The 25314-nt window shown below is 60.3% G+C and carries 18 protein-coding genes; 6 read left to right on the top strand and 12 right to left on the bottom strand.

Features of this window, described 5'->3' with window-relative positions:
• Positions 1-2 precede the first annotated feature (2 nt).
• Together recF and gyrB are read left to right on the top strand one after the other, a co-directional pair.
• The gene (gene recF / locus G5137_RS14195) at positions 3-1106 is read left to right on the top strand and encodes a DNA replication/repair protein RecF (protein WP_005339305.1); all 1104 of its coding nucleotides are present in this window, start codon (positions 3-5) and stop codon (positions 1104-1106) included.
• A complete protein-coding gene (gene gyrB / locus G5137_RS14190; RefSeq protein WP_005357188.1) occupies positions 1103-3514 on the top strand; it encodes a DNA topoisomerase (ATP-hydrolyzing) subunit B in 2412 nt (803 codons plus the stop codon). Before recF ends, gyrB begins: the two co-directional genes overlap by 4 nt.
• Before the next feature lie 112 nt (positions 3515-3626).
• On the opposite strand, the gene G5137_RS14185 is transcribed toward gyrB, so the two are convergent.
• Positions 3627-4577, bottom strand: a complete 951-nt coding sequence (locus G5137_RS14185; RefSeq protein WP_421255573.1) for a helix-turn-helix domain-containing protein — start codon at positions 4575-4577, stop codon at positions 3627-3629.
• A gap of 91 nt (positions 4578-4668) precedes the next feature.
• Positions 4669-5439 carry an MBL fold metallo-hydrolase gene (locus G5137_RS14180; RefSeq protein ID WP_421255572.1) on the bottom strand — a complete coding sequence of 257 codons (771 nt, stop codon included), beginning with the start codon at positions 5437-5439 and terminating at the stop codon, positions 4669-4671.
• Between the two features lie 279 nt (positions 5440-5718).
• Here G5137_RS14180 and G5137_RS14175 point away from each other — a divergent pair, with 279 nt between their 5' ends.
• Both G5137_RS14175 and G5137_RS14170 read left to right on the top strand, forming a co-directional pair.
• Positions 5719-6132 carry an Hsp20 family protein gene (locus G5137_RS14175; protein WP_005339298.1) on the top strand — a complete coding sequence of 138 codons (414 nt, stop codon included), beginning with the start codon at positions 5719-5721 and terminating at the stop codon, positions 6130-6132.
• 92 nt (positions 6133-6224) lie between these two features.
• Positions 6225-6665 carry an Hsp20 family protein gene (locus G5137_RS14170; protein ID WP_005339297.1) on the top strand — a complete coding sequence of 147 codons (441 nt, stop codon included), beginning with the start codon at positions 6225-6227 and terminating at the stop codon, positions 6663-6665.
• Positions 6666-6737: 72 nt separating this feature from the next.
• Here the strand turns inward: G5137_RS14170 and G5137_RS14165 are convergent, their stop codons facing one another.
• Complete coding sequence (locus G5137_RS14165) at positions 6738-7988, bottom strand: valine--pyruvate transaminase (protein ID WP_219265258.1); 1251 nt, start codon at positions 7986-7988, stop codon at positions 6738-6740.
• Positions 7989-8281: 293 nt separating this feature from the next.
• Between G5137_RS14165 and G5137_RS14160 the strand changes: the two genes are divergently transcribed.
• On the top strand, positions 8282-8515 hold the full coding sequence (locus G5137_RS14160) for a hypothetical protein (protein ID WP_421255571.1): 234 nt from the start codon (positions 8282-8284) through the stop codon (positions 8513-8515).
• Here the strand turns inward: G5137_RS14160 and G5137_RS14155 are convergent.
• Positions 8445-9269, bottom strand: a complete 825-nt coding sequence (locus G5137_RS14155) for an AraC family transcriptional regulator (RefSeq protein ID WP_158111053.1) — start codon at positions 9267-9269, stop codon at positions 8445-8447. The genes G5137_RS14160 and G5137_RS14155 overlap by 71 nt on opposite strands.
• A gap of 92 nt (positions 9270-9361) precedes the next feature.
• Between G5137_RS14155 and G5137_RS14150 the strand changes: the two genes are divergently transcribed.
• The gene (locus G5137_RS14150; protein WP_421255570.1) at positions 9362-10489 is read left to right on the top strand and encodes a multidrug effflux MFS transporter; all 1128 of its coding nucleotides are present in this window, start codon (positions 9362-9364) and stop codon (positions 10487-10489) included.
• A gap of 4 nt (positions 10490-10493) precedes the next feature.
• Here G5137_RS14150 and G5137_RS14145 read toward each other — a convergent pair whose 3' ends face one another.
• The 8 genes from G5137_RS14145 to G5137_RS14110 all read right to left on the bottom strand — a co-directional run bounded on the left by G5137_RS14145 (position 10494) and on the right by G5137_RS14110 (position 25313).
• Positions 10494-11177 carry a response regulator gene (locus tag G5137_RS14145; protein ID WP_245133351.1) on the bottom strand — a complete coding sequence of 228 codons (684 nt, stop codon included), beginning with the start codon at positions 11175-11177 and terminating at the stop codon, positions 10494-10496.
• 58 nt (positions 11178-11235) lie between these two features.
• Complete coding sequence (locus G5137_RS14140; RefSeq protein WP_421255569.1) at positions 11236-13824, bottom strand: ATP-binding protein; 2589 nt, start codon at positions 13822-13824, stop codon at positions 11236-11238.
• Between the two features lie 126 nt (positions 13825-13950).
• Positions 13951-14478, bottom strand: a complete 528-nt coding sequence (locus G5137_RS14135) for a potassium-transporting ATPase subunit C (protein ID WP_019446835.1) — start codon at positions 14476-14478, stop codon at positions 13951-13953.
• A gap of 63 nt (positions 14479-14541) precedes the next feature.
• Complete coding sequence (gene kdpB, locus G5137_RS14130) at positions 14542-16599, bottom strand: potassium-transporting ATPase subunit KdpB (RefSeq protein ID WP_005355771.1); 2058 nt, start codon at positions 16597-16599, stop codon at positions 14542-14544.
• Between the two features lie 67 nt (positions 16600-16666).
• A complete protein-coding gene (gene kdpA, locus G5137_RS14125) occupies positions 16667-18361 on the bottom strand; it encodes a potassium-transporting ATPase subunit KdpA (RefSeq protein ID WP_421255568.1) in 1695 nt (564 codons plus the stop codon).
• A 359-nt stretch (positions 18362-18720) separates the two neighbouring features.
• Positions 18721-20070, bottom strand: a complete 1350-nt coding sequence (gene gorA, locus G5137_RS14120) for a glutathione-disulfide reductase (protein WP_100652171.1) — start codon at positions 20068-20070, stop codon at positions 18721-18723.
• A gap of 76 nt (positions 20071-20146) precedes the next feature.
• The gene (locus G5137_RS14115; RefSeq protein ID WP_245148451.1) at positions 20147-22114 is read right to left on the bottom strand and encodes an ATP-binding protein; all 1968 of its coding nucleotides are present in this window, start codon (positions 22112-22114) and stop codon (positions 20147-20149) included.
• Between the two features lie 118 nt (positions 22115-22232).
• Positions 22233-25313, bottom strand: coding sequence for a multidrug efflux RND transporter permease subunit (locus G5137_RS14110; RefSeq protein WP_216952542.1), 3081 nt, complete (start codon positions 25311-25313; stop codon positions 22233-22235).
• Position 25314: the final 1 nt, after the last annotated feature.

Genomic DNA, 25314 nt, shown 5'->3' with positions numbered 1-25314 from the left:
TCGTGTCCCTGGTCAAACTCCAGCTCAGCGATTTTCGCAATATCCAGCAAGCCAGTCTCAAGCTGTCGCCCGGCCTCAACATTCTGGTCGGGTGCAATGGCAGCGGCAAGACCAGCGTGCTGGAAGCCATTCACTACCTTGGTCTGGGGCGCTCCTTTCGCACTCATTTGACCGGGCGGGTCATCCGCCAGGGGGAGAGGGCCTTTACCCTGTTTGCCCAGTGCGAGCTGGAGGGACGTCAGGTACCGATCGGTCTTGCCAAAGACAAGAGTGGCGAGACCCAGCTCAAGATTGCCGGGGCACAGGCCCAGCGGCTGGCCGATTTGGCGGAGCTGTTGCCGGTGCAGTTGATCCATCCCGATGGTTTCAACTTGCTGACGGGCGGGCCTCAGGCTCGCCGCGCCTGGCTCGATTGGGGCGTTTTCCATCAGGAGCCGACCTTCTTTGCCCTGTGGGGGCGAGTGCGGCGGCTGCTGAAACAGCGCAATGCGCTGCTGCGCCAGAGCACCCAGTACCGCCAGCTGGCGTTCTGGGATCAGGAATTGGTGCGGCTGGGTGGTGAGCTGGCCGAGTTTCGCGCCAGTTATTGTCAGGCCATTACGCCCCTGATCAAGGAGATGACGGCGGATTTTCTGCCGGAATTCGATATCAGTCTCGGCTTTTACCGGGGCTGGGAGAAAGATACTCCCCTCGGCGATCTGCTGGAGGCGGGGTTTGAGCGGGATCGGGCGCTGGGCTATACCGGTGTCGGTCCACAGAAAGCCGATGTTCGCCTCAAGGCGAACGGGGTACCCGCTCAGGATATTTTGTCCCGGGGTCAGCTGAAGTTGCTGGTCTGCGCCATGCGACTGGCCCAAGGGCTCTATTTGAATCAACATAGCAGCCGTGGCTGTATTTTTTTAATTGACGATTTTGCCTCTGAACTGGATGTCGACAAGCGCCGCTTGCTGGCCGCAAGGCTGAAGCAGTGTGCGTCCCAGGTGTTTATCACTGCCATCGACACCGGTCAGCTCGCAGACATGATGGATGCGAATGACTGCAAGTTGTTCCACGTGGAACAGGGTAAAATCTCCGAAACGTTAGAGAAGGCAGAGAGTAAGCTATGAGTGAAAATACTTACGACTCCTCGAATATCAAGGTGCTGAAGGGCCTGGATGCGGTCCGCAAGCGCCCGGGGATGTATATCGGCGATACGGATGATGGCTCGGGTCTGCACCACATGGTGTTCGAAGTCGTCGATAACTCCATTGACGAGGCGCTCGCTGGCTACTGCTCCGATATTCTGGTCAAGATCCATTCCGACGGTTCTGTCTCTGTGCGTGACAATGGCCGGGGTATCCCGGTAGACATGCACGAGGAGGAGGGCCGCTCCGCCGCAGAGGTCATCATGACCGTGCTGCACGCTGGCGGTAAGTTTGATGACAACTCCTACAAGGTATCCGGTGGCCTGCATGGCGTGGGTGTCTCGGTAGTTAACGCCCTCTCTGATAAGCTGTTGCTGACCATTCGTCGTAACGGCCACGTCTACGAGCAGACCTATCATCTGGGTGAGCCGCAAGCGCCGCTCAAGCAGATTGGCGACAGCACCGGCACCGGTACCGAAGTTCGCTTCTGGCCGAGCCCTGCCATTTTCAGCGATACCCTGTTCCATTACGAGATCCTGGCCAAGCGCCTGCGCGAGCTCTCCTTCCTCAACTCCGGTGTCTCCATCCGTCTGCAAGACGAGCGTGATGGCCGCGAGGCGCATTTCTGCTACGAGGGTGGCATCAAGGCGTTCGTTGAATACCTGAACCAGAACAAGACCCCGATCCACCCGAAGGTGTTCCATTTCACCACCGAGCAGGATGGGATTGGTGTTGAAGTGGCGATGCAGTGGAACGACGCCTATCAGGAAGGGGTCTACTGCTTCACCAACAACATCCCGCAGCGGGATGGTGGTACTCACCTCGTTGGCTTCCGTACCGCGCTGACCCGTACTCTGAACTCCTATATGGACAAAGAGGACTACAGCAAGAAGGCCAAGTCTGCCGCCAGTGGCGACGACGTACGTGAAGGTCTGATTGCCGTTATCTCCGTCAAGGTGCCGGATCCCAAGTTCTCCTCCCAGACCAAGGACAAGCTGGTCTCTTCCGAAGTGAAGACCGCCGTTGAACAGGCGATGGGTGAGAAGCTGGCTGACTTCCTGCTGGAAAACCCGGGCGATGCCAAGATCGTGGTCAACAAGATCATCGATGCGGCCCGTGCCCGCGAAGCGGCCCGCAAAGCCCGCGAACTGACCCGCCGCAAAGGCGCGCTGGATATCGCCGGTCTGCCCGGCAAGCTGGCTGACTGTCAGGAAAAAGACCCTGCTCTCTCCGAACTCTACATAGTGGAAGGGGACTCTGCTGGCGGTTCCGCCAAGCAGGGTCGCAACCGTAAGAACCAGGCCATACTGCCGCTCAAGGGCAAGATCCTGAACGTAGAGAAGGCCCGTTTCGACAAGATGATCTCCTCGCAAGAGGTGGGTACCCTGATCACCGCACTGGGTTGCGGTATCGGTCGCGACGAGTACAACCCGGACAAGCTGCGTTATCACAACATCATCATCATGACCGATGCGGACGTCGATGGTGCGCACATCCGAACCCTGCTGCTGACTTTCTTCTATCGTCAGATGCCGGAAATCATCGAACGTGGCTACGTCTACATCGCCCAGCCGCCGCTCTATAAAGTGAAGAAGGGCAAGCAGGAGCAGTACCTGAAAGACGAAGACGCGCTGCTGCAGTACCAGACCGCCATGGCGCTGGATGGTGCTACCCTGCACGTCAACGAGTCTGCTCCGGCCATCGGTGGCGAGGCGCTGGAGCGTCTGGTCAACCAGCACCGCTCGGTGACTCACCTGATCACCCGCATGTCTCGTCGTGCGCCGGAAGCGGTGCTGACCCAGCTGATCTATCAGCCGGAGCTGAACGAAGCGCTGCTGAACAGCGAGAGCGATCTGCTGGCCTGGTGTCAGGGTATGGAAGCCGTGCTCAACGAGAGCAACCACGGTATCCAGTACCAGATCCAGGTTCGTCGTGATGAAGAGCGCAGCCTGTACGTGCCGCACGCCGTGGTACGCCAGCACGGGGTCGACCGCGAATATCCGCTCAGCTACGACTTCCTGCAGTCCGGTGAGTACCGTCAACTGGTCTCGCTGGGCAAGGAGATCGCCAACCTGATCGAGGAAGGTGGTTTCATCAAGCGTGGCGAGAAGGTCAAGCCGGTTGCCAACTTCGTAGAAGCCGTCGAGTGGCTGATGGGCGAAGGCAAGCGCGGCATCTACATCCAGCGCTATAAAGGGCTGGGTGAGATGAACCCGGACCAGCTGTGGGAAACCACCATGGATCCGGAAGCCCGTCGCATGCTGCGCGTCACCATCGACGACGCCGTCGGTGCCGACCAGCTCTTCTCCACCCTGATGGGTGATGCCGTTGAGCCCCGTCGTGACTTTATTGAGACCAACGCCCTGCGCGTGGCCAACCTCGACGTCTAATCGACGCTGTCAGCCCGATATAAAAAAGCCGCTCCCTGTGAGCGGCTTTTTGTTTTTGGGCGGAGTAGGTGGCACGTTCCACGTGAAACATCGTGCTTTGGTATCAGGGGTTTTAGCCGCGAAAAGATCGTCGCCACTCGCTGGGGGAGATGGAAAAGCGGGCGCGGAAGTGATTGCGCAGGGAGGTGGCACTCTTGAAGCCGACCAGCTCGGCGATGCGATCGATGGAATGGCCGCTCACCTCCAGCAGCTCCTGACTGCGCCTGAGCCGTTCCGCCAGCAGCCATTCACCCACCGAGAGGCCGGTTGCCTGATGAAAACGGCGGGTAAAGGTGCGCCGACTCATCAGGGTATGGGCCGCCAGAGAATCCAGGGTGTGAGGCTCGGCCAGATGGGCACGCAGGTGATCGAGCAACTGGTTCATCCGGACATCGCGGGTGGAGGCGGGCACCGGCTGCTCGATAAACTGGGCCTGACCCCCTTCCCGGTGGGGCGGGATCACCAGCCGCCGCGCCACCTTGTTGGCGATGGCCGAGCCGTGGTACTGGCGTACCAGATAGAGGCAGCAGTCCAACCCGGCGGCAGTGCCTGCCGAGGTGACCAGCCCATCGTCATCCACATAGAGGGCGTTGGTATCAAGCTGCACGCAGGGAAAGCGGTGGCAGAAATCCTGCTCATATTCCCAGTGGGTCGATGCCTTGTGACCATTGAGTAACCCGGCGTAGGCGAGCACATAGGTGCCGAGACAGAGCCCGACCAGCCGGGCACCTCTGGCTCTGGCGGCAATCAGGGCATCGAGCAGCTGTGCTGGTGGCCGTGCAGCCGGGTCGTGCCAGAAGGGAATGACGATGATCTCCGCCTCGGCCAGCACCTCCAGCCCATGGGGAGCCTGAATGGTGAAGCCTTGCGCCGAGTGTGAGTGGTGGTTGCCATCACCGCAGCAGATCTTGAGCTCGAACAGCGGCTGGCCCGGCAGGATGTCGCCGAAGATGAGGCAGGGGACGGCGCAGTGAAAAGGGCTGAAGTTATCGAAGGTCACCACGGCAACGATCGGGGTGGGCATGGTGTTGACTCCTCTCTGCGCGCAGACCCCTCATCATAAGCGTTCGGCAGAGAAAGCCGAAGGGCCATCTCTGGCATGGCCCTCCTGTGGGTCACATTGATATCGCCTCGCCATCTTCTGGCACCCGTACCCGATCCATCATGCCCCGTACCGCCAGATAGTCGCGCAGCTCCTGGCGTGACAGCACGGCGTGGTTGACCGCCTCCATATGGCTGGCGATCAGCGTGGCTTGCGGTGCGGCCTGATAAACGGCGGCGACATCCTCCTTGCCCATGATGATGGAACCGAGTCCGGGCACCTGTGCATCGCCACAGTTGAGGATGATGACCTCGGGTTGATGCTGTTGCAGGGCTTGCTCGACCGAGGGATGCCAGATGGTATCACCGGCCAGATAGAGGCACTGTTCGTCGGGATGGGAGAAGACCACGCCGCACACTTCTCCCATGCGTTCACCCAGTACCGCCATCAACTGGTCGTTGCCGTGCTGGCCACCGGTTTGCTGCAGGCGAATGCCGGCAAACTCGGGCTGGTCGCTCAGCAGACGCACATCCTCAAAGCCACTGGCACGAATAGCATCGGCATCTTTCTGATGTTGCACCAAGAGCGGCAGATGCTTGGGGATCCGGGCTCTGGCGGCATCATCCCAGTGGTCGGGATGGTCGTGGGTGACGATAACGGCGTCCACATCGACCAGCTCATCGATCGGTAGCGGCAGCTCGACCAGTGGATTGCGCAGCTGGCTGTTGGCGGTGCCCTCAAAGCCGGGGAAGGCCCCTTTGGCCGAGAGCATGGGGTCGATCAGAAAGCGGGTGCCGGCATAGTCGAGCAGCAAGGTGGCGTTGCGAACCTGGGTAATCTTCATGAGATGGCTCCATGTTGGCTGGTGGATATGCAACCAATTATGGAGTGCGGAGCGCATTGCCATCAGTGGCCACGGGTCGATTATCATCACTATCGGGCCAACAGGTTGATGTTCTACAGGTCGGTGCGGCCATTTAAAAAATTTGAAAAAATCCCCTTGAAAGGAAAAAGTGAGCCCCTATATAGGTAACAAGGCCGGAACGCTCGACAGAGGTTTCGACCAGGCGCCCGTCCATAAGGAGGGCAAACAATCCGTTATCGCTCACAAGAGGGTAATACTATGCGTTCTATCGATTTTTCTCCGCTCTATCGTTCTGCCATCGGTTTCGATCGTCTGGCCAATCTCATCGAATCTGCGGCCAGCAATGGCAATGCCGGTTATCCCCCCTACAACATCGAGCAGCTGGGTGACAACGACTACCGCATCAGCATGGCGGTGGCGGGCTTTACCCAGGAAGAGCTGGAGCTGAGCTTCCAGGAAAATCTGCTGACGGTGAAGGGCAACAAGCAGGCCGACACCGGGCGCAACTATCTCTATCAGGGGATCGCCGAACGTGGTTTCGAGCGCCGCTTCCAGCTGGCCGACTATGTGCGGGTGAAAGGGGCCGACCTGAAAAACGGCTTGCTGCACATCGAGCTGGTGCGTGAAGTGCCCGAGGCGATGAAGCCGCGCAAGATCGAGATCAACGGCTGATAGCCTGAATTCACTGAAATTTTAAAATTTCCCGGGTGCCGATGACGGGCCTGTGGAGAGTTGAACCTGTTGCTTATTAGAAGGATAGGATTATGCGTAACCTCGATTTTTCTCATCTCTATTCCAACGCCGTCGGCTTCGAGCGGATGGCCCGTGAGCTGGAAGGTCTGTTCGAGCAGAAGACTGCCGCTTACCCCCCGTACAACATTGAAAAGCGCGATCAGGATGGCTATCGCATCACGGTCGCCGTGGCTGGCTTCGAGCGCGAAGAGCTGGAGCTGGAGACCGAAAACGGCACCCTCAAGGTGAAGGGGCGCAAAGGGGCTGCGGCTGGTGAGCGTCAGTTCCTCCATCAGGGGATTGCCGAGCGTGACTTCGAGCTCGCCTTCAAGCTGAGCCAGCACGTGGAAGTGCAGGGCGCCAAGCTGGAGCATGGTCTGCTGACCATCGATCTGGCACGCGAACTGCCGGAGGCGCTCAAGCCCCGCGCCATTCCCATCGGTAAACCCGAGCAGCTGGCGCTGCCCGGCTAAGTAAACCGGATCGCGACAGACAACAAAGGCCTGCATCTGCAGGCCTTTCTGTTTTTGGCTGGCCGGACTGACTTAGCCGGCGTAGAGGGCATTGATTTCGTCGGCCAGAATGGCGATACCACGGCGCACCAGCTCCTCGCTCTGGGAGTAGTTGAGGCGGATGCACTCCTGGCTGTGGCGCCACTCTGGGTCGTCGATGCCGGGGAAGAAGTAGTGACCCGGCACGATCAGCAGGTTCTTCGCCTTCAGTCGCTCATAGAGCTCCTGACAGTGGATCGGCAAATCTTCAAACCAGAGCCAGAGGAAGAGGGCGCCTTCCGGCTTGTGGATATGGAAGCGCGGGTCGGGGATCGCTTCGCGCAGCAGCTGCACCGCCAGCTCCGCCTTCTGCTGATAGAAGGGCTTCACCACCTGTTCGCTGAGGGCGATGATCTCGCCGCTCTCGATCATCGGGATGGTGATAGCGGGCCCCAGACTGCCCGGCGCCAGATTGATGATGCCGCTCAGGTTGGTGATGGCCTGAATGATCTTCTCGTCAGCGATGACGATGCCGCAGCGGGTGCCCGGCAAGCCGAGCTTGGAGAGGCTCATGCAGAGGATGGTGTTGGCGTTCCAGAATGGCTTGGCTTCGCTGAAGATGATGCCCGGGAAGGGGACGCCGTAGGCGTTGTCGATCAGCAGCGGGATCCCCTTGTCGCGGGCGATCTGATCGAGGTGTTCGATCTCTTCGTCGGTCAGCACGTTGCCAGTGGGGTTGGTTGGGCGGGAGACGCAGATCACCCCGATATCGTCACCTACCTGCAGACTCTCGAAATCCACGTGGTATTTGAACTGGCCATCGGGCAGCTTCTCGATGGTGGGTTTGTAGGCCACGAAGTAGTCGTCGGCCAGTGCTGAGTCAGCATAGCCGATGTATTCAGGGGCGAGCGGGAACAGCACCTTCTTCTTGCGGCCATCGGCAAATTCGCCGGCCAGCAGGTTAAACAGGTAGAAGAAGGCATTCTGGCTGCCGTTGGTCAGGGCGATATTGCGGGCCGAGATATCCCATCCCAGCTCCTTGCTGAGCAGGGCGGCCAGCGCTTTGGTGAACCTGTCTTTGCCTTGCGGGCCGTCGTAGTTGGCCATCGCTTTGACCAGCTCGCCGTTGTCGAGCAGGCTCTTGGCCTCGGCCTGAAAGCGCTCCAGCATGGCGGGGATCGGGGCTGGATTGCCGCCACCCAGCATGATTGCGTCCGGATTGGTCAGCCCCTGATTGAGGTCATCCATGAGTTGGGTAATACCGGCGTGGCGAGTGAACTTCTCGCCGAACAAGGAAAATTCCATTCAGTGACAGATCCAGATTTGAGTTACGGGGATGTAGCACCATAGCTCAGTTTAAAAGCGGGTGTCGATCAAAAAGATGGGACGTTCCACGTGGAACATGGTGCAAAAATCAAGCGTGGTTAAAAGCACCAACTGTTGGTTTAAAAATGACCGAGCGGGATGCATTTTGCGACTCAATTTGGTATCGATATATAGTTAATTTAAACAAAATCATCATGTTATGAATTGCGTGAGGATTGGCACAACTATTGGAATAGCTATCTGGTCATCTCAACCATACCGGAGCAAACCAGATGAAAAGCCTGATCGCTACCCTGATTGTGAGTGCCCTGAGCCTGAACGTGATGGCCAACGAAAACCCGCGGCCCGAGCTGGAGAGTGCCCAGCTGGAGCAGGATGTGCAGAGCGAGTTGCAACAGGCATCCCATGCCGTGGTGCAGGATGCGCTGCACAATCTCAAGCCGCTGGCGCTGGATACCCTGGTGGTGGAGGCGAGCCAGGTTGTGGCGACTCACCCCGAGAGCTGAGGTAGCGCAGGGGGGTCTGTCCCGTATGTTGTTTGAAGAAGCTGATAAAGGCGCTGTCGCTGGAGAACTCCAGCGTAGCGGCAATCCGGCTGATGGACTCGCTTTCTGCCAGCAGCTCCATGGCGCGCAACAGCCGCCACTGCTGGCGCCACGCCTGATAGCTCATGCCGGTCTCCCGCATGAAGATGCGGCCAATGGTCTTGTCACTGGCACCCACCCGTTCGGCCAGCCGGTTGAGCCGATCGGGCAGGGCATCTCCCCGTTTCAACTGCTGTAGCCAGCCGCCCAGTCTGGGATCCGTCGGCAGCGGCAACTGCCACGACTCCCGCGGCGCCTGCCCCAACTCCTCCATAAACAGTGCCACCGTCCGTTGTTGCTGCTCTTGCGGTTTGTCCCACGGCCAGAGCGCCATCCGTTCGATCAGTTCGTGCAGCAGCGGATTGACCGCCAGCACTTCGACCGTGCCGGGCAACTCGGGGTGCGGCTGGAAGTAGAGAGAGCGGTAGGCCACCACACCGCGCATCAAGATCCGGTGTTCGGTGCCAGCAGGCAGCCAGGCGGCGCGGGTGGGCGGCAGCAGGCAGACCCGACCTTCCAGTTCCATAGTCATGCAGCCGGATTGGGCGAACAGCAGCTGATGACGCTGATGTTGATGCAGGCCCGAGTCGTGCCAGCCAAGGGCGGAGGCAATGCCGATCACGCAGCCGGTCAGCTGGTCGGGGTCAAAAGGGTGATCGGGAAGAATAAAGGCCATATGTCCGATTTTTGATGTTTATAGTCCTGCTTATTGTAATCAGACAGTTGGCGTCTCTCTAGAATGGCGACCTCTTGTGAAGGAGGTTTGTCATGAACAACAAGTTGCCACCGCTCTGGCTGGTGGTGGGATTGATGATGTTTCCCCAGATTGTGGAGACCATCTACAGCCCGGTCCTGACCCACATCGCCAGCCAGTTTCAGGTGAGCGAAGGGCAGGCATCCCAGACCCTGTCGGTCTATTTTCTGGCGTTTGCGGTAGGCGTGGTCTGCTGGGGACGGCTCTGCGATCTGATCGGGCGCCGTCCCGCCATGCTGGCGGGTCTGCTCACCTATGGCGCCGGCACCCTGCTGGCGCTGCTGGCCAACCAGTTTGAAACCCTGCTGCTGGCCAGGATCATCTCGGCCTTTGGCGCTGCAGTGGGTTCCGTGGTGACCCAGACCATGCTGCGCGATAGCTATCAGGGCAGCGATCTGGCGCGGGTCTTCTCGGTGATGGGCATAGCGCTCTCCCTGAGCCCGGTGCTGGGGCTGCTCAGTGGCGGGCAGCTGGCGAGCGGGTTCGGTTATCTCGGGGTATTCAGCGGTCTGCTGATACTGGCGGCTCTCTTGCTGCTGGTTGCCTGCTGGCAGCTGCCGGAAACCCGTCCGGCCACCAGCCAACGAGTCGCGCTCTGGCCGCTGGCATGCCGGATGATGAAGGATGGCGGACTCTGGCGCAGTGCCATGCTGGTTGCCCTGTTCAACACCATGCTGTTTGGCTACTACAGTCTGGCCCCATTCCTGTTTGCCGGATTGGGATTGAGCACCGGCGAGTTTGGCTATTCGGGGATCTTGCTGGCGCTGGCGACTCTGCTCGGCAGCCTGCTCAACAAGCATCTGCTGGGGAGGGGGTGGCTGCCATCCTCTCTGATCAGACTGGCTTGCGTTTTGGCACTGGTCGCCGGGCTGCTGGTCTGGACGACTCAGGCCAGCCTCTGGTTCCTGCTACCCATGATGGGAATCGTGGTGGCCTTCGGACTGGCGATCCCTAACGTGCTGAGTCAGGCGCTGTTGGCCTATCGCGAGGTGGCAGGCAGTGCTGGCGCCCTGTTCGGGCTTGGCTATTACCTGCTGCTCAGTCTGGGATTGGCGGTGGCGGCCGGATTGCAGGATCTCGGCCTGTTGCTCAGTGGCTGCGGTCTGCTGGCGCTGCTTGGCTGTGGGCGTCGTTCCACGTGAAACGTCAGTTGCCGATAAAGCGGTAGCCGATACCTGATTCGGTCTCGATAAGCATCGGTTGCTGGGGGTTATCCCCCAGCTTTTTGCGCAGACTGGCGATGACGATGCGCAGGTAGTGGGTGTCTTCCTTGTGGCTCGGCCCCCAGATGTCGTTGAGCAGCTGGGTCTGCATCACCAGCTTGCCGGGGTGGCACACCAGCGCCTGCAACAGGGCGAACTCCTTGCGGGATAGGGGGATCTCCTCCTCCTTCATGGTCACCTTGTGGCTGCTGACATCAAGCGTCAGGCCGCATTGGGGGAAGTGGCGCCGCTCGCCGCTGCTGACGCCAGCCCGCTGGCGCAACAGCACACGGATGCGGGCCATCATCTCGCCGATGCCGAACGGCTTGCTCATGTAGTCGTTGGCACCGGCATCCAGCAGTCGCACCTTCTCCTGCTCCGAATCACGGGCCGACAACACCAGCACCGGATTGGGGTGGTGTTCGCGAATGGCCTGCAACACCTGAATGCCATCGCCATCCGGCAGACCGAGATCGAGGATCACCAGATCGGGGTTGAGGTGGCGATACTGCTCCAGCCCTTCATTGACCCCCACCGCCTCACTCACCTGATGCCCCTCGGCAATCAGGCTGATCCGCAGAAAGCGACGGATCGCCGCTTCATCATCTATGACCAGAATGTGCGCCATCGAACCTCCAGAGGCGAATGGTGGGAGGGGCTGAGTGACCCGATCTGGCGGTCAACCATCAGACCTCCGGTGAATTGAGTGCGAGCGGCAGGGAGATGCGCATGCAGGTACCGTTGCCATTGGGGCCGGAGAAGGCCCAAATCTTGCCGCCGTGGGCCTCTATCATAGCGCGGGAAATGGCGAGGCCAAGCCCAGTGCCACGGCTGCCGCAATCACCCACCGGTTGGGTGTAGAAGAGGTTGAAGATCTTCTCCCGATCCGATTCGGCGATACCGACCCCGATATCGATGATATCGATGATGAGGTCGGGTTCGGCCACCATCACCTTGAACTCGATGGGGGTGCCTGCCGGCGAGTAGCGGGAGGCGTTGTCGAGGATGTTGACCAGCACCTGCTCGATCAGGGCGCCATGCACATAGAGCTGGGGCACATGCTGATCGATGTGTACCAGCAGCTTGTGCTGGCGCCAGGAGGAATCGAGCCGCTTGCGGGCGCTCTCCACCAGATCTGCCAGATCGACCCAGTCCCGTTTCAGCTGGAAGTCGGGGGAGCCGATGCGGGTCATATCCAGCAGATTCTGCACATAGCTGTGCAGGCGGCGAGCCTCCTCCTGCACCGAGTGGAGCAGTTCGTCGCGGTCTTCGGCGGGGATCCGGTCACCATATTCCAGCAGAGTGCTGCCTGCCCCCATGATGGTCGCCAAGGGGGTCTTCAAATCGTGGGAGACCGAGGAGAGCAGGGCTGCGCGCATCCGGTCGGTCTCCGCCTGCAACTGGCTGTCGGCCAGCCGCTCGTTGAGGTCGATCCGCGCCAGCGCGGCGCGAATATCGGTGAGCAGCGCCTGCAGCTGATGCTCGGCAGAGGAGGAGAGCGGATTGGCCAGCGTTATACCGATCACCAGATCGTCGCTGAGATGATGATACTGGGCCTCGGCGGCATTGAGGGTGGCGGTGTGGGCCCCGGCGCTCTGCTTCTGGGCCAGACACCAGTCGATGGCCGCCTTGTCGGTCTGGCCGGGCCTGTGCTTCTCGTTGCCGAGCCGATCGTTGAACTCCTTGTCGATCACCACGGTCGGCTGGCCCAGTGCCAGCGAGATCGCTTGTGCCCCTTGTCTGAGCACCTCCTCCGGGCTGCTGGCGGTGGCCAGCCCCTGACTGAGGGAGAGCAGGGCATTGCCCAGCTGCTGGGTCTCTCTCAGACCGATCAACTGCTGGCGCTGACGGGAGGCGAGCCGCCCCGCCGTCATGCCGACGATAAGCAGCACAAACAGGGTGAGCAGGTCGCTGTGGTTGGCGACGCTCAGGGAGAAGTAGGGGGCGGTGAAGAGCAGATTGTGGGCGATAAAGCCCAGCACAGCCGCCAGCGTGGCGGGTACCAGACTGGTGGTGAGGGCCGTCGCCAGCACCCCCAGCACGAAGATGAGCGGTAACGCTGCGGGGGGCAGCCAGTAGGAGAGCCCCCAGGCGGCGGCCGAGGTGATCCCCATGATGGTCAACGCCAGCAGGCTGTGGTGAATATCCTTCGGGGTCGGGACGCGCATCCCCACTTCGGGCTTCTGCTTCTCGGTATCGACCAGCGTGATTTCGAGCCCCTGTGCCTGCTTGAGCAGGTGCTGCACCAGCGAGCGGCGCCACGGTGCCTTGTGGGGTTTGCCGAGCAGCAGCTGGGAGACCTGCTGCTGTTCGGCGGTCTCCAGCAGGGTGTTGGCGACCGCCGGGCTGGATAGCGTCAGCACCTTGGCGCCGAGGTGGGAGGCGAGCGCCAGCGCCTGCTCCACATCGGCCGAGCGGCGGCCATTGCTGTCGACATGCACCACCAGCCACGGGAGCTGACGGCGCTGGGCAAAGCGGTGGCCGTAGCGCACCAGCGCCGAGCCGTGCAGGTCACCGAGGCAAACCATCAGCTTGCCCCGCAACGGCAAGGTGCTCTTGCCTGCTGCCTGCCACTGTAGTTGCAGATCGCCCTCCACATGGCTGGCGGCGGTCTGCATCGCCAGCTCCCGCAATGCGGTGAGGTTGTTGAGGGAGAAGAAGGATTGCAACGCAGCCTTGGCCTGATGGGGCACATAGACCTTGCCCTCCTTGAGGCGGCCGAGCAGCTCCTTGGGGGGCAGGTCGATCAGCACCAGACTGTCGGCTTCCAGCAGCACCTGGTCGGGCAGGGTCTCTTTCACCCTGACCCCGGTCAGCTGCCACACCAGATCGTTGAGGCTCTCCAGATGCTGCACGTTGAGGGTGGTGTAGACGTCGATCCCGGCGTTGAGCAGCTCCTCCACATCCTGCCAGCGCTTCTCGTGGCGGCTGCCGGGGGCGTTGCTGTGGGCCAGCTCGTCCACCACGGCAATGGCCGGTTTGCGGGCGAGCAGGCCGTCGAGATCCATCTCCTCCAGTCGCTGCTGGCGGTGCATGTGGATCTTGCGCGGCATGATGGCGAGCTTGTCGAGCAGAGCCAGGGTCTCCTGACGGCCGTGGGTCTCCACCACGCCGATCAGGATGTCGACCCCCTCCTTGGCCTGTTCCCGCACCGCCTGCAACATGGCGTAGGTCTTTCCCACGCCGGGAGCTGCGCCGAGAAACACCTTCAGCTTGCCCTTGTGCTCTTGCTCCAGACTTGCCAGCAGGGCGTCGGCCCTTACCTCATCACGCATCCCCATGCTCCTGCATCAGACTCGTCAGCAGGGCGTCAGCGCTTGCTACATCAGCCATTGTTATCCCTATCGAGCCAACTGCCCGTTGCGAAAATCGAGGTCATCACCAAACCGGAATGGGCGCCATCAGGCGCCCTTTTTATGATCCAGTTGCAGATTCAGCTGGAGAATGTTGACCACCTGCGGGCCAAGGATACCAGCTTGTGTGGCCGACTTGACCTGCTCCGTCAGTTGGGCGGGATCCAGTCCACGTTCTTTGGCGACGCGGTCGACCTGAGCCAGCACCGCATCCAGCGGCAGGTGGGGATCGAGGCCGGAGGCGGAGCGGGTCAGCATGGCGGGGGAGCGGGTTCCAGGCTGAGCCTTGGCTGCCTGTTCGGCAAACTCTGCCCGCAGCGGTGAGCTCATCCCCAGATTGCTGGCGCTGCCGCCTATGGTGTTGAAATCGCTGGCGGAGGGACGGGGATGGAAGTAGTCAGCCCGCTCGAATTTCTGCCCCAGCAGGGCGCTGCCGATGAGTTGCTGTTTGCTGTCGGTCAGCTGGCTGCCGTTGGCCTGCCAGGGGAAGAGCAGTTGGGCCAGTCCGGTGACCGCCAGCGGATAACCCACTCCCAGCAGCAGGGTCAGGGTCAACAGGGTTCTGATTGCTATCATGATTCTCTTGCTCCAAATGGATGGCTGGGGATGCGGGTCTGTCCCGCATCCCGGTTTATGTCGTTACACCAGACCCAGGCCGGTAATGACCAGATCGATCAGCTTGATGCCGATAAACGGCACCAGCAGGCCGCCGACACCGTAGATCAGCAGGTTGCGGCGCAGCAGGCTGGCGGCCGAGCCTTTCAGGTCGACACCACGCAGCGCCAGCGGCACCAGCGCCACAATGATCAGGGCGTTGAAGATGATGGCCGACAGGATGGCGCTCTGCGGGCTGCCCAGCTGCATCAGGTTCAGTGCCCCCAGTTGCGGGTAGGCGGCGATGAACAGGGCTGGCAGGATGGCAAAGTACTTGGCCACGTCGTTGGCGATGGAGAAGGTGGTCAGGGCGCCACGGGTCACCAGCAGCTGTTTGCCGACCAGCACCACGTCCAGCAGCTTGGTGGGGTTGGAGTCGAGATCCACCAGGTTGCCCGCCTCCTTGGCGGCCTGGGTACCCTCGTTCATGGCCAGACCCACGTCAGCCTGCGCCAGTGCGGGCGCATCGTTGGCACCGTCGCCGCACATGGCAACCAGACGACCATCGGCCTGCTCCTGACGGATATAGGCGAGCTTCTTCTCCGGCGTTGCTTCGGCGATGAAGTCATCCACCCCGGCTTCGGCGGCGATGGCGGCGGCGGTTTTCGGGTTGTCTCCGGTGATCATCACGGTACGGATCCCCATATGGCGCAGGATCTGGAAGCGAGCCTTGATACCGGGCTTGATGATGTCCTTGAGGTAGACCACCCCCAGCAGTTTCTCCTGAGTGCAGACCAGCAGCGGAGTCCCACCCTGACGGGCGATGCTGTCGACTGACTTGAGCACCAGCTCAGGCACCGCCTTGCGGTCGAGGCTGAGGTAGTTCAACACGGCATCCACCGCACCCTTGCGATATTGATGACCGTTGCGATCCAGTCCGCTCAGGCGAGTCTCGGCGCTGAAAGGGATCACCTTGTCGCTCTCCAGCTGGCTCGGCTTGGCCATGCTCTTGCTGGCCAGAGTCAGGATGGATTTGCCCTCCGGGGTGTTGTCACCCAGCGAGGCCAGCATGGCGGCTTGTGCCAGCAGGGCGGGGTCGACACCCGGTGCCGGGATCAACTCGTCGGCCATCCGGTTACCGAAGGTGATGGTGCCGGTCTTGTCCAGCAGCAGGGTACGCACGTCACCGGCCGCTTCCACGGCACGGCCAGACTTGGCGATGACGTTCAGCTTCACCAGTCGATCCATACCGGCAATGCCGATGGCGGAGAGCAGGCCGCCGATGGTGGTCGGGATCAGGGTGATAAAGAGAGCGATCAGGTACAGACGCGGTACCTGGGTGCCGTTGTAGTCGAGGAACCAGGGCAGGGTGGCGACCACCAGCAGGAAGATCAGGGTCAGACCCACCAACAGGGCATCCAGCGCCATCTCGTTGGGGGTCTTCTGGCGCTTGGCCCCTTCCACCAGTGCGATCATCCGATCCAGCGTGCTCTCGCCCGGATTGTTGCTGACGCGCACCCAGATCTCGTCGGAGACGACCGTCGTGTTGCCGGTCACGCCGCTGCGGTCGGTACCTGACTCGCGGATGACGGGGGCGGATTCACCGGTGATGGCCGCCTCGTTGACCGAGGCGATGCCGGCGATTACTTCACCGTCGGCCGGGATCATCTCGCCGCTGCGTACCAGCACCAGATCCCCCTTCATCAGGCTGGTGGCGGGTACCCATTCGCCCTGACCATCTTTGGCATTCGCCACCCGGCGGGCCTTGAGCTGGCTCATGCCCGCTTTCAGGCTATCGGCACGGGCCTTGCCGCGTCCCTCGGCCAGGGTTTCCGCGAAGTTGGCAAACCATAGGGTAAGCCAGAGCCAGGCGGTCAGCTGCCAGGCCAGTGAGGGAGCAACGCCGGAGAAAGGCTGCCCCAGCAGGGACTCCACGGTCGCCATGACTGCGGCCAGCCAGAGGGTGAACAGGATAGGGCTGCCAAACAGCGCCTTGGGATTGAAGCGATAGAGGGCCTCAACCATTGCCTGGATGATCTGTGATTTCTGTTTTTTGCCCTTCACCAACATGGTGTCGGTGCTCATTGCAGTGGACTTGCTCATTGGAAAGCTCCCAGCATCAGATAGTTGGCCATTGGCATCCGGATGGTGATCGACAGGGTCAGGTTCATCAGAATGCTCCTCCGATCAGACTCAGATGTTCGGCCACCGGGCCCAGTGCCAGCACCGGCAGGAAGGAGAGGCCACCTATCAGCAGGACGGTGATGATCAGCAGGGTAACGAACAGCGGGCCGCTGATGGGGAAGTCCCCTTCGCTCGTCTCCTGACGGGGCGCGCGGGCCAGCTGACCGGCGATGGCCAGTACCGGAATGATGTAGCCGAAGCGACCGAGCAGCATGGCCAGACCGATGGCGATGCACTGCCAGTTGTCACCGGCGGCAAAACCGGCGAAGGCGGAGCCGTTGTTGCCGGCAGCCGAGGCGTAGGCATAAATGAGGCGTGACAGACCGTGCGGGCCATCATGGCCGATGATGGTGCTGGCATCCGGCATCAGCAGGGTGACACCACCGATCACCAAAACCCCCACCGGCATGACCAGCATGCTGGCGACGACCCACTTCATTTCGGTGATGCCGAGGCGTTTGCCCAGATAGGTCGGGGTGCGTCCCACCATCAGGCCGCACAGGAACACGGTCAGCAGCACGAACAGCATCATGCCGTAGATACCGGAGCCGACCCCGCCGAAGATGACCTCACCCAGCAGCATGTTGATCATGCCAACCATGCCGCCGAGCGGAGTAAAGCTGTCGTGCATGGCGTTGACGGCACCGTTGGAGGCTGCAGTGGTTGCCACTTCCCAGATGCTGGAGAGCACAGGGCCGAAGCGGCTCTCCTTGCCTTCCCAGTTGCCAGCCATGTTGCTGGCGTCAGTGGTGAGCTGGGCGAGGGTGTGATCCGGTTTCAGCTCCTGTGAGAGGGAGACGAAGAGCCCCAGCACCAGCATGAGGGTCATGGCACCGAGAATGGCGCGGCTGTGGGCCATGTCCTTCACATAGCGGCCCAGAGTAAAGACCATGGCGGCGGCGATGGTGAGCAGGGCGACCATCTCCAGCCAGTTGGAGAGGGCTGTCGGGTTCTCGAACGGATGCGCCGAGTTGATGCCGAAGAAGCCGCCGCCGTTGGAGCCCAGCTGCTTGATGGCGATCTGCGAGGCCGCCGGGCCGAGGGGCAGCAGCTGCTCCTGACCTTCCACACCGTGGAACGGCAGATAGGCTGACAGGCTTTGCGGCACCCCTTGCCATACCAGCACCAGCGCCATGATCAGCGCGATGGGCAGCAGCACATAGAGGCAGAAACGCACCAGATCCTGCCAGAAGTTGCCAAGGTTGATGGTCTGCTGACGAGCGATACCGCGGAACAGGGCAATGGCGACGGCGGCGCCCGTCCCTGCGGAGACGAAGTTCTGGGTGGTCAGCCCAACCATCTGGCTGAAGTAGGAGAGGCTGGCCTCACCGGAATAGGCTTGCCAGTTGGTGTTGGTCATAAAGCTGACCGCGGTGTTGAATGCCAGTTGCCAGCTCAGACCCGGCAGTTGTTGCGGGTTGAGGGGCAGCAACCCCTGCGCCATCAGGATCAGGAACAGCAGACCGAAACCGGCGCCGTTGAAGGCCAGCAGGCTGAGGGCGTAGGACTTCCAGTCCTGCTCCCGTCCATCGGTGCCACAGCAAGCCAGCGTGGCGCGCTCGACCGGTGCCAACCAGCGGATTTTGCCTTCAAATACCCGGTAGATGTAGTTGCCCAGCAGCGGTGCCGGCAGCAGAACCAGCAGCACGAAGGCCACCGGATAGATAATTTCTTGCTGCATATAGGTAGTCCCTCACTCGTGACTGCGCGTGAGTGCGCGCATCAGATAGGCCATCAAGGCGAGGACGAGCAGCAGATATAGCCAATTCATATCGACTCCATTGAGATAATTAGCTGCGAGAGCCGATGTAAGATCATATCGACTCTGTTGGTGTCATTGACGCTGAAAAGGGTATGTAAAACAGGCGTAAAGGCGCCATAAAGCGCCATGTGGCAGGCGTAAAATCGGCGTAAAGAACGACGGATTTGCGAGAGAAATGGCGAGGAGTGATCAAAAAACCCGGCCTGAGCCGGGTTTGGGTGAAGGGGTTACATGGCTGTAGACGCCGGCTGCTCGTGACAGGCCAACTTCATCTGCCCTTAGCGCATAGTGACGAACTCTTCCGCGCTGGTCGGATGGATAGCAACGCAGTTGTCGAAGTCCGCCTTGGTGGCCCCCATCTTCATGGCGACGCCAAAGCCTTGCAGGATCTCGTCCATGGCAAAGCCGATACCATGCAGACCGACCACCTTCTCTTCCGGGCCGACACAGACCAGCTTCATCCGGGTGGGCTGGCGATGCTGGGTCAGTGCCGAGTACATGGCGGTGAACTGGCTGCGGTAGACCTTCACCTGGTCCTCGCCGTATTCGGCGATAGCTTCAGGTTCGGTCATGCCGATGGTGCCGATGGGCGGGTGGCTGAACACCACGGTCGGTACCAGATCGTAGTTGAGGTGCTCGTTCGGCTTGTTGTTGAACAGCCGTTCGGAGAGGCGACGGCCCGCAGCGACGGCCACCGGGGTGAGCTGGATGCGACCCGTGTTGTCACCCACTGCATAGATGTTGGCGACGGCGGTGTTCTGGAACTTGTCGGTCGGGATAAAGCCCTTCTCGTCCAGCGTGATGCCAGCGGCAGCCAGATTGAGGTTGTCGGTAGCCGGTACCCGGCCGATGGCCCAGATCAGGCAGTCGACGGTGAGATGGCGGCCATCTTCCAGTTGCAGGGTCAGGCTGTTGTCAGCGTTCTTGAGCACGGCTTTGGGAATGGCGTGGGTGTGCAGCTTGGGCCCTTCCTGCGCCATGATTTCGACCAGTGTCTCGTGGATCATGGGGTCGAAGTTGCGCAGCGGTGCGTGCTTGCGCACCACCAGATGGGTCTCTGAGCCGAGTGCCTGCATCACCCCGGCGATCTCGACTGCGATGTAGCCAGCTCCAACCACGGCAACCCGCTTGGGCTGGCTTTGCAGGTCAAAGAAACCGTCGGAGTCGATACCCAGCTCGGCACCCGGGATGGCCGGAATTTCCGGGCGGCCACCGGTAGCGATCAGGATATGATCGGCCGTGTAGTGCTCGCCATTAACCTCGATGGTGTTGCTGCTGACGAAGCGGGCGAAGCCCTTGATGACGGTGATCTGGTTCTTGCCCAGCACGTTCTGATAGGACTGGTGAATGCGGCCTATGTAGGCCTGGCGGGACTCGACCAGCTTGGCCCAGTTGAAGTGGTTGAGGGTGGTGTCAAAGCCGTAGTCGGCGCCATATTTCAGGGCATCGGCGATCTGGCCTGCATACCACATAGCCTTCTTCGGTACGCAGCCTACGTTGACGCAGGTTCCACCCAACTCTTTGGCTTCAATCAGGGCAACTTTCTTACCGTACATGGCAGCCCGGTTGGCAGAAGCAATACCGCCGCTGCCGCCGCCGATGGCGATATAGTCAAAATGCTGTGCCATTGCGAGGTTCTCCGCTCATTAAGAATGCAATCACAGCATGATGGGGATAAAGCGGCTGGCTCACAAGAGCCAGCACTCAGTTATGTTGGATCGGCAGGCGAATATGGAACTGGGCGCCCTGGCCCGGTTCGCTGGCACAGCTGATACGGCCTTTCAGCAGTTGCACCACCAGGTTGTAGATGATGTGGGTGCCCAGACCGCTGCCACCCTGACCCCGCTTGGAGGTGACGAAGGGATCGAAGATGCGCGGCAAGATTTCGGGCGGGATGCCGCGGCCATTGTCCGAATAGTCGATAAACAGCTCCTCTCCCTGCTGTTCCACCTTGATGGTGATCTTCTTCGGTTTGTCCCAGTTGTCGAACCCGTGGTTGATGGAGTTGAGGATCAGGTTCGAGTAGATCTGGGTAAAACTGCCCGGGAAGGAGAATATAGACAGCTTGGGATCGCACTGGATATCCACTTCGCACTGGCTCTTCTTCAGTTTGTGGCCAAGCGAGACCACCACCTGATGGAGGTTGTCGGCGAGGCTGAAGTTGTAGCGTGCTTCCGATGACTGGTCGACCGCCACCTGCTTGAAGCTGGCAATCAGCTCGGAGGCGCGCCGCAGGTTGCTCTGCAGCAGCTGCATCGACTCGTCGAGGTTGACGGTGAACTCGTTGAGATAGGAACGCGACAGCTGTTTTGACTCTATATGAGATTTGAAATCGGCAACCCGTTCCTGCAGGTAGGAGGAGGCGGTCACACTGATGCCGATTGGGGTATTGATCTCGTGTGCCACCCCGGCCACCAGCGAGCCGAGGGAGGCCATCTTCTCCGACTCCACCAGGGTTTGCTGGGCTTGTTTCAGGTCGTCGTACGCCTTGCCCAGCTGGTTGTTGGCTTCGCTCAGGCTGCGGGTACGCTCCACCACTTTTCCTTCCAGCTGCTCGTTGAGCTGGATTATCTCCCGCTCGACCTTTTTCAGCTGGGTGATGTCGTAGCCGAAGCCGATCTGGTACTTGAGGTTCGGCCCTTCATAGAAGGGTACGAAGGTCCACTGCAGCACCAGCTCGTGGGCCTGCTGGTCATGCATGATGACCTCTTTGTCCGCTAGTGAACCTTCCGCCGCCAGAATATCGTTCAGCTCTTCCCGTTGCGCCGGGCTGACAAAGAGATCCAGCCAGTTGTGTTGCAACAGCTCCTGCTGGTGGTAGCCGGTCAGCAGTATGGCTGCCGGGTTGATGCTGGCGATGGTCAAGTCTGGTTCCATGCAGCAGATGACCATGTTGGCGGAGTTGATCAGGGTGGCGGAGAAATCCCGCTCCTGTTGCAGCTGTTCCACCGCCTGATGACGAGCGACCAGCTCGTCACGTAGCCGGGTGCGCATCTGGTTGAGGGTGGATACCAGGGTATCCAGTTCGTCGGGTTTCTTGCGCGGCTGCGGGCGGCCTTCCAGCTCCAGCGCCATGTCGAGCCGATCGAGGTTGAACTTCTGGGCGTAGTTGGCGATGCGGTTGATGTGCCTGACCACCAGATAGTAAATGATGATCAGGATACAAAATGAGACCACCAGGGTCTTGATGGTCTGGCTGACCATGATCAGCACTGACTTCTCAATCAGACGCTGGTAAATCTGCTCCAGCGACGCGGCGACAAACAGCTTGCCGACAATTTCCCCCTGATAGGTGAGATTGAACTCCTGGGAGATGTCATAGCTTTCCCGTTCCACTCCCTGGGTCAACAGTGGCACTTCGGAGTTGCCGAGCATCTCCTTGACCATCACAAACTGCATGTTGGGCAGGTTCATGATCCCTTCGATCTGCACTTTGACCTGCTCCTCATCGAGGTTCCACAAGCTGGCGGCAATAGGTTGCAAAAAGGAGGCTTCGATCTGGCCGATGCTGTCTTCGATGACGGCGACATCCTTGCGGTAATCCCAGGCGAGTTGCAGCACCGTAATGATCATCGCCAATACGGTACTACACACCAGAATATAGGAGAGCAGGCGGTATGAGAGTCCGTTGCGGCCTACGGCCTCGGCGGTCTTGGAGATGAGTCCTGACATGGCGTCCTTGCGGTCTGGATGTTGTGTTTTTTAGTTTAACTGCTTCATGGACTTATGTCGTCTTTCCTGCGAACCATAAAAAAGGCCCCGTATCGGGGCCTTGGCAAGTGATTGATGATCAGTGTCCGCCGTTTGCCTTGGGCGGAATGGTTTCATCGAATACCGGCAAGGGTTTGTGCTCGGAAGCCAGATAGGTGTAGATCACCGGCAGTACGAACAGGGTGAACAGGGTACCGATGGCAAGGCCTGCCACGATGACGATACCGATGCTGAATCGTTGTGCTGCACCGGCGCCTGCGGCGTAGAGCAGCGGGATCAGACCGGCAATCATGGCGGCGGTGGTCATCAGGATCGGACGCAGACGCACCTTGGCGGCTTGCATCACGGCTTCCATCCGGTTCATGCCGCGCAGCAGCTGCTCTTCCTTCGCTACTTCACAGATCAGGATGCCGTGCTTGGTAATCAGACCCACCAGGGTGATGAGGCCCACCTGGGAGTAGATGTTCATGGTCGCCAGTCCCCAAGCCAAGGCAATCAAGGCCCCGCTGATGGCGAGCGGTACAGAGACCATGATGACCAGCGGGTCACGCACCGACTCGAACTGGATCGCCAGCACCAGGAAGATGATCGCCAGTGCCAGCGCGAAGGTGGCATAGAGCGCATTGCCTTCGGTGACGAACTGACGGGCTTCACCCATGAAGTCGTAACGATAGCCTTGCGGCAGCTTCTCGTCGGCGGTGGTCTGGAACCAGTTGATCGCATCACCCATGGCCACACCCGGAGCCGGAACGGCACCGATAGTGGCGGAGTTCAGCTGGTTGAAGTGGGGCAGGGCGCGGGGCTCGCCAACCACTTCAATGGTGATCAGGCTGCCGAGCGGGATCGACTTGCCATCTGCGGCCCGCACGTAGTAGCCCTTGATGGACTCCGGATTGAGACGGTATTTGCGCTCGACCTGCGGGATCACCTCGTAGGAGCGGCCATCCAGGTCGATACGGTTGACGTAACCGTCCGCCATCATGGTGCCCATGGTGATACCGATATCCTGCATGGTGATGCCGTAGGCACCCGCCTTGTCCTTGTCGATGCGGATCTTCATGGTGGCGGAGTCGTAGTTCAGATCGAGATCCGAATAGACGAACTGACCGTTACTCTGCGCCGCGGCCAGAATTTCACCGGCCACCAGGAACAGGCTTTCGAAGCTGTTCGGGGTGGTGATGACGAACTGGATCGGCAGACCACTCGATGCTCCCGGTAGTTCCGGGAACTGGAAGGTGGTGATGGCCATACCCGGGATGTCTTTCACCAGATTGGCGACCCGATCCAGCACCTCTTTCTGGCTCGCTTCACGCTGACTCCAGGGCACCATGGAGGCGATACCGAACGCCTGGTTGGCGTTGAACACCCCTGAGAAGACCTGGGAGAAGGCGATCTCGGGCTGCTCGTCCAGGATCTTGTTCACATCCGCCATGGTGTTTTCGATGTAGTCCAGGTTGGCGTTGGACGGTGCGGTACCCAGCACGGCCATTACCCCCTTGTCCTCTGACGGTGCCAGTTCGCTCGGGATGAACTTGAACAGCAACGGCAGGCTGGCGAACACGATGACGGCGAACACCACGATGACGGGGCGCTTTTTCATCACGGCGTGCAGCATGCTGTCGTAGCGATCGGTCATCCGTTCCAGCAGGTGGTGGACCGTGCTCTCGAATTTGCCCGGCTGCTCGTTGGCTTTGAGCATCTTGGAACACATCATCGGTGACAGGGTCAGGGCGATGATGCCCGAGACGAACACGGCGCCAGCCAGGGTCAGGGCAAACTCCTTGAACAGGGAGCCGGTGATGCCCCCCATCAGGGCGATAGGCGCGTATACCGCAGCCAGGGTAACCGTCATGGCGATGACCGGCACCGCAATTTCACGGGTACCGATAATGGCGGCCCGGAACGGCTCTTCACCTTCTTTGATATGGCGGTCGACGTTCTCCAGCACCACGATGGCGTCATCCACCACCAGACCGATCGCCAGCACCATCGCCAGCAGGGTCATCAGGTTTATCGAGAAGCCGAACATATCCATCATCATCACCACGCCGATAAGACTGAGCGGAATGGTGATGATCGGGATGATGACCGCGCGGAACGAGCCGAGGAACAGGGTGATGACCACCAGAACGATGGCGGCTGCCTCCAGGATGGTCTTGATAACCTCGTGGATGGACTCGTTGATCGCCACGGTGGAGTCATACATCACGTTGAGACGCATGGTGCTCGGCATATTGCGCTCAAGGCTCGGCAGCAGTGCCAGCACATCGCGGGCGATGTTGATGGGGTTGGCTGTCGGGGCGGCGTTGACCGCCATGACCACGGCTTCGCGACCATTGGCGCTGGCACGATAGACATCGTGACTCTTCTCGAGGGTTACCTTGGCGATGTCCGCCAGACGGATCACCTTGCCGTCGCGGGTAGCCACCACCAGTCGCTTCAGCTCGTCGACATCCTTGACCTGGGTCTCGGCATTGCCATTGAACAGGGTGAAGTAACCGGTCGCCTGACCTGTCGCGGACTGATAGTTGTTGCTGTTGAGCACCGTCATCACGTCGCTGGCAGTCAGGTTGAAGGCCGCCATCTTGGCCGGATCCAGCCATACCCGCAGGGCAAACTCGACACCGCCGTAGAGGTCAACCTTGGAGACCCCGCCGACAGTAAAGAGCTGCGGCTTGATAACCCGCTCCAGATAGTCGGTGATCTGGCTGGAGTTGAGCTCCGGGCTGGTAAAGCCGAGGTAGAGCACCGCCGTGGTTGAACCGGTGGAGGAGGTGACCGAGGGGTCTTCCGCCTCTTTCGGCAACTGAGAGCGCACCGAGTTCACCTTCGCCAGGATGTCGGACAGCGCGGCGTTGGGGTCGGTATTGAGCTTCATGTATGCAGTGATGGTGGAGCTACCCAGCTGGCTGGAGGAGGTCATGAAGTCGATGTTGTCGGCTTGCGCGACCGCCTGTTCCAGCGGCTGGGTGATGAACCCCTGGATCAGATCAGAACTGGCGCCATAGTAGCCAGTGCTGACGGTGATCACCGTGTTGGTCACCTCGGGGTATTCCCGTACCTGCATCTTGAAGATGGCCTGAAAGCCCAGCAAGGCGATCAGGAAGCTGAGCGAGATCGCCAGCACAGGCCGTTTTATAAATATGTCAGTAAATCGCATC

Source organism: Aeromonas sp. 600282 (genome assembly GCF_049175755.1).
GTDB lineage: Bacteria > Pseudomonadota > Gammaproteobacteria > Enterobacterales > Aeromonadaceae > Aeromonas > Aeromonas veronii_A.
Note: the sequence above shows the minus strand (reverse complement) of the source record. Positions and strands in the feature narration are given on the sequence as shown.

What these genes read in the sequence shown, in the direction of transcription:
- gyrB (WP_005357188.1), top strand. Translation starts at nt 1,103, where the DNA reads ATGAGTGAAAATACTTACGACTCCTCGAATATCAAGGTGCTGAAGGGC.
- G5137_RS14185 (WP_421255573.1), bottom strand. Translation starts at nt 4,577, where the DNA reads ATGCCCACCCCGATCGTTGCCGTGGTGACCTTCGATAACTTCAGCCCT.
- G5137_RS14180 (WP_421255572.1), bottom strand. Translation starts at nt 5,439, where the DNA reads ATGAAGATTACCCAGGTTCGCAACGCCACCTTGCTGCTCGACTATGCC.
- G5137_RS14175 (WP_005339298.1), top strand. Translation starts at nt 5,719, where the DNA reads ATGCGTTCTATCGATTTTTCTCCGCTCTATCGTTCTGCCATCGGTTTC.
- G5137_RS14170 (WP_005339297.1), top strand. Translation starts at nt 6,225, where the DNA reads ATGCGTAACCTCGATTTTTCTCATCTCTATTCCAACGCCGTCGGCTTC.
- G5137_RS14165 (WP_219265258.1), bottom strand. Translation starts at nt 7,988, where the DNA reads ATGGAATTTTCCTTGTTCGGCGAGAAGTTCACTCGCCACGCCGGTATT.
- G5137_RS14160 (WP_421255571.1), top strand. Translation starts at nt 8,282, where the DNA reads ATGAAAAGCCTGATCGCTACCCTGATTGTGAGTGCCCTGAGCCTGAAC.
- G5137_RS14155 (WP_158111053.1), bottom strand. Translation starts at nt 9,269, where the DNA reads ATGGCCTTTATTCTTCCCGATCACCCTTTTGACCCCGACCAGCTGACC.
- G5137_RS14150 (WP_421255570.1), top strand. Translation starts at nt 9,362, where the DNA reads ATGAACAACAAGTTGCCACCGCTCTGGCTGGTGGTGGGATTGATGATG.
- G5137_RS14145 (WP_245133351.1), bottom strand. Translation starts at nt 11,177, where the DNA reads ATGGCGCACATTCTGGTCATAGATGATGAAGCGGCGATCCGTCGCTTT.
- G5137_RS14140 (WP_421255569.1), bottom strand. Translation starts at nt 13,824, where the DNA reads ATGCGTGATGAGGTAAGGGCCGACGCCCTGCTGGCAAGTCTGGAGCAA.
- G5137_RS14135 (WP_019446835.1), bottom strand. Translation starts at nt 14,478, where the DNA reads ATGATAGCAATCAGAACCCTGTTGACCCTGACCCTGCTGCTGGGAGTG.
- kdpB (WP_005355771.1), bottom strand. Translation starts at nt 16,599, where the DNA reads ATGAGCAAGTCCACTGCAATGAGCACCGACACCATGTTGGTGAAGGGC.
- kdpA (WP_421255568.1), bottom strand. Translation starts at nt 18,361, where the DNA reads ATGCAGCAAGAAATTATCTATCCGGTGGCCTTCGTGCTGCTGGTTCTG.
- gorA (WP_100652171.1), bottom strand. Translation starts at nt 20,070, where the DNA reads ATGGCACAGCATTTTGACTATATCGCCATCGGCGGCGGCAGCGGCGGT.
- G5137_RS14115 (WP_245148451.1), bottom strand. Translation starts at nt 22,114, where the DNA reads ATGTCAGGACTCATCTCCAAGACCGCCGAGGCCGTAGGCCGCAACGGA.
- G5137_RS14110 (WP_216952542.1), bottom strand. Translation starts at nt 25,313, where the DNA reads ATGCGATTTACTGACATATTTATAAAACGGCCTGTGCTGGCGATCTCG.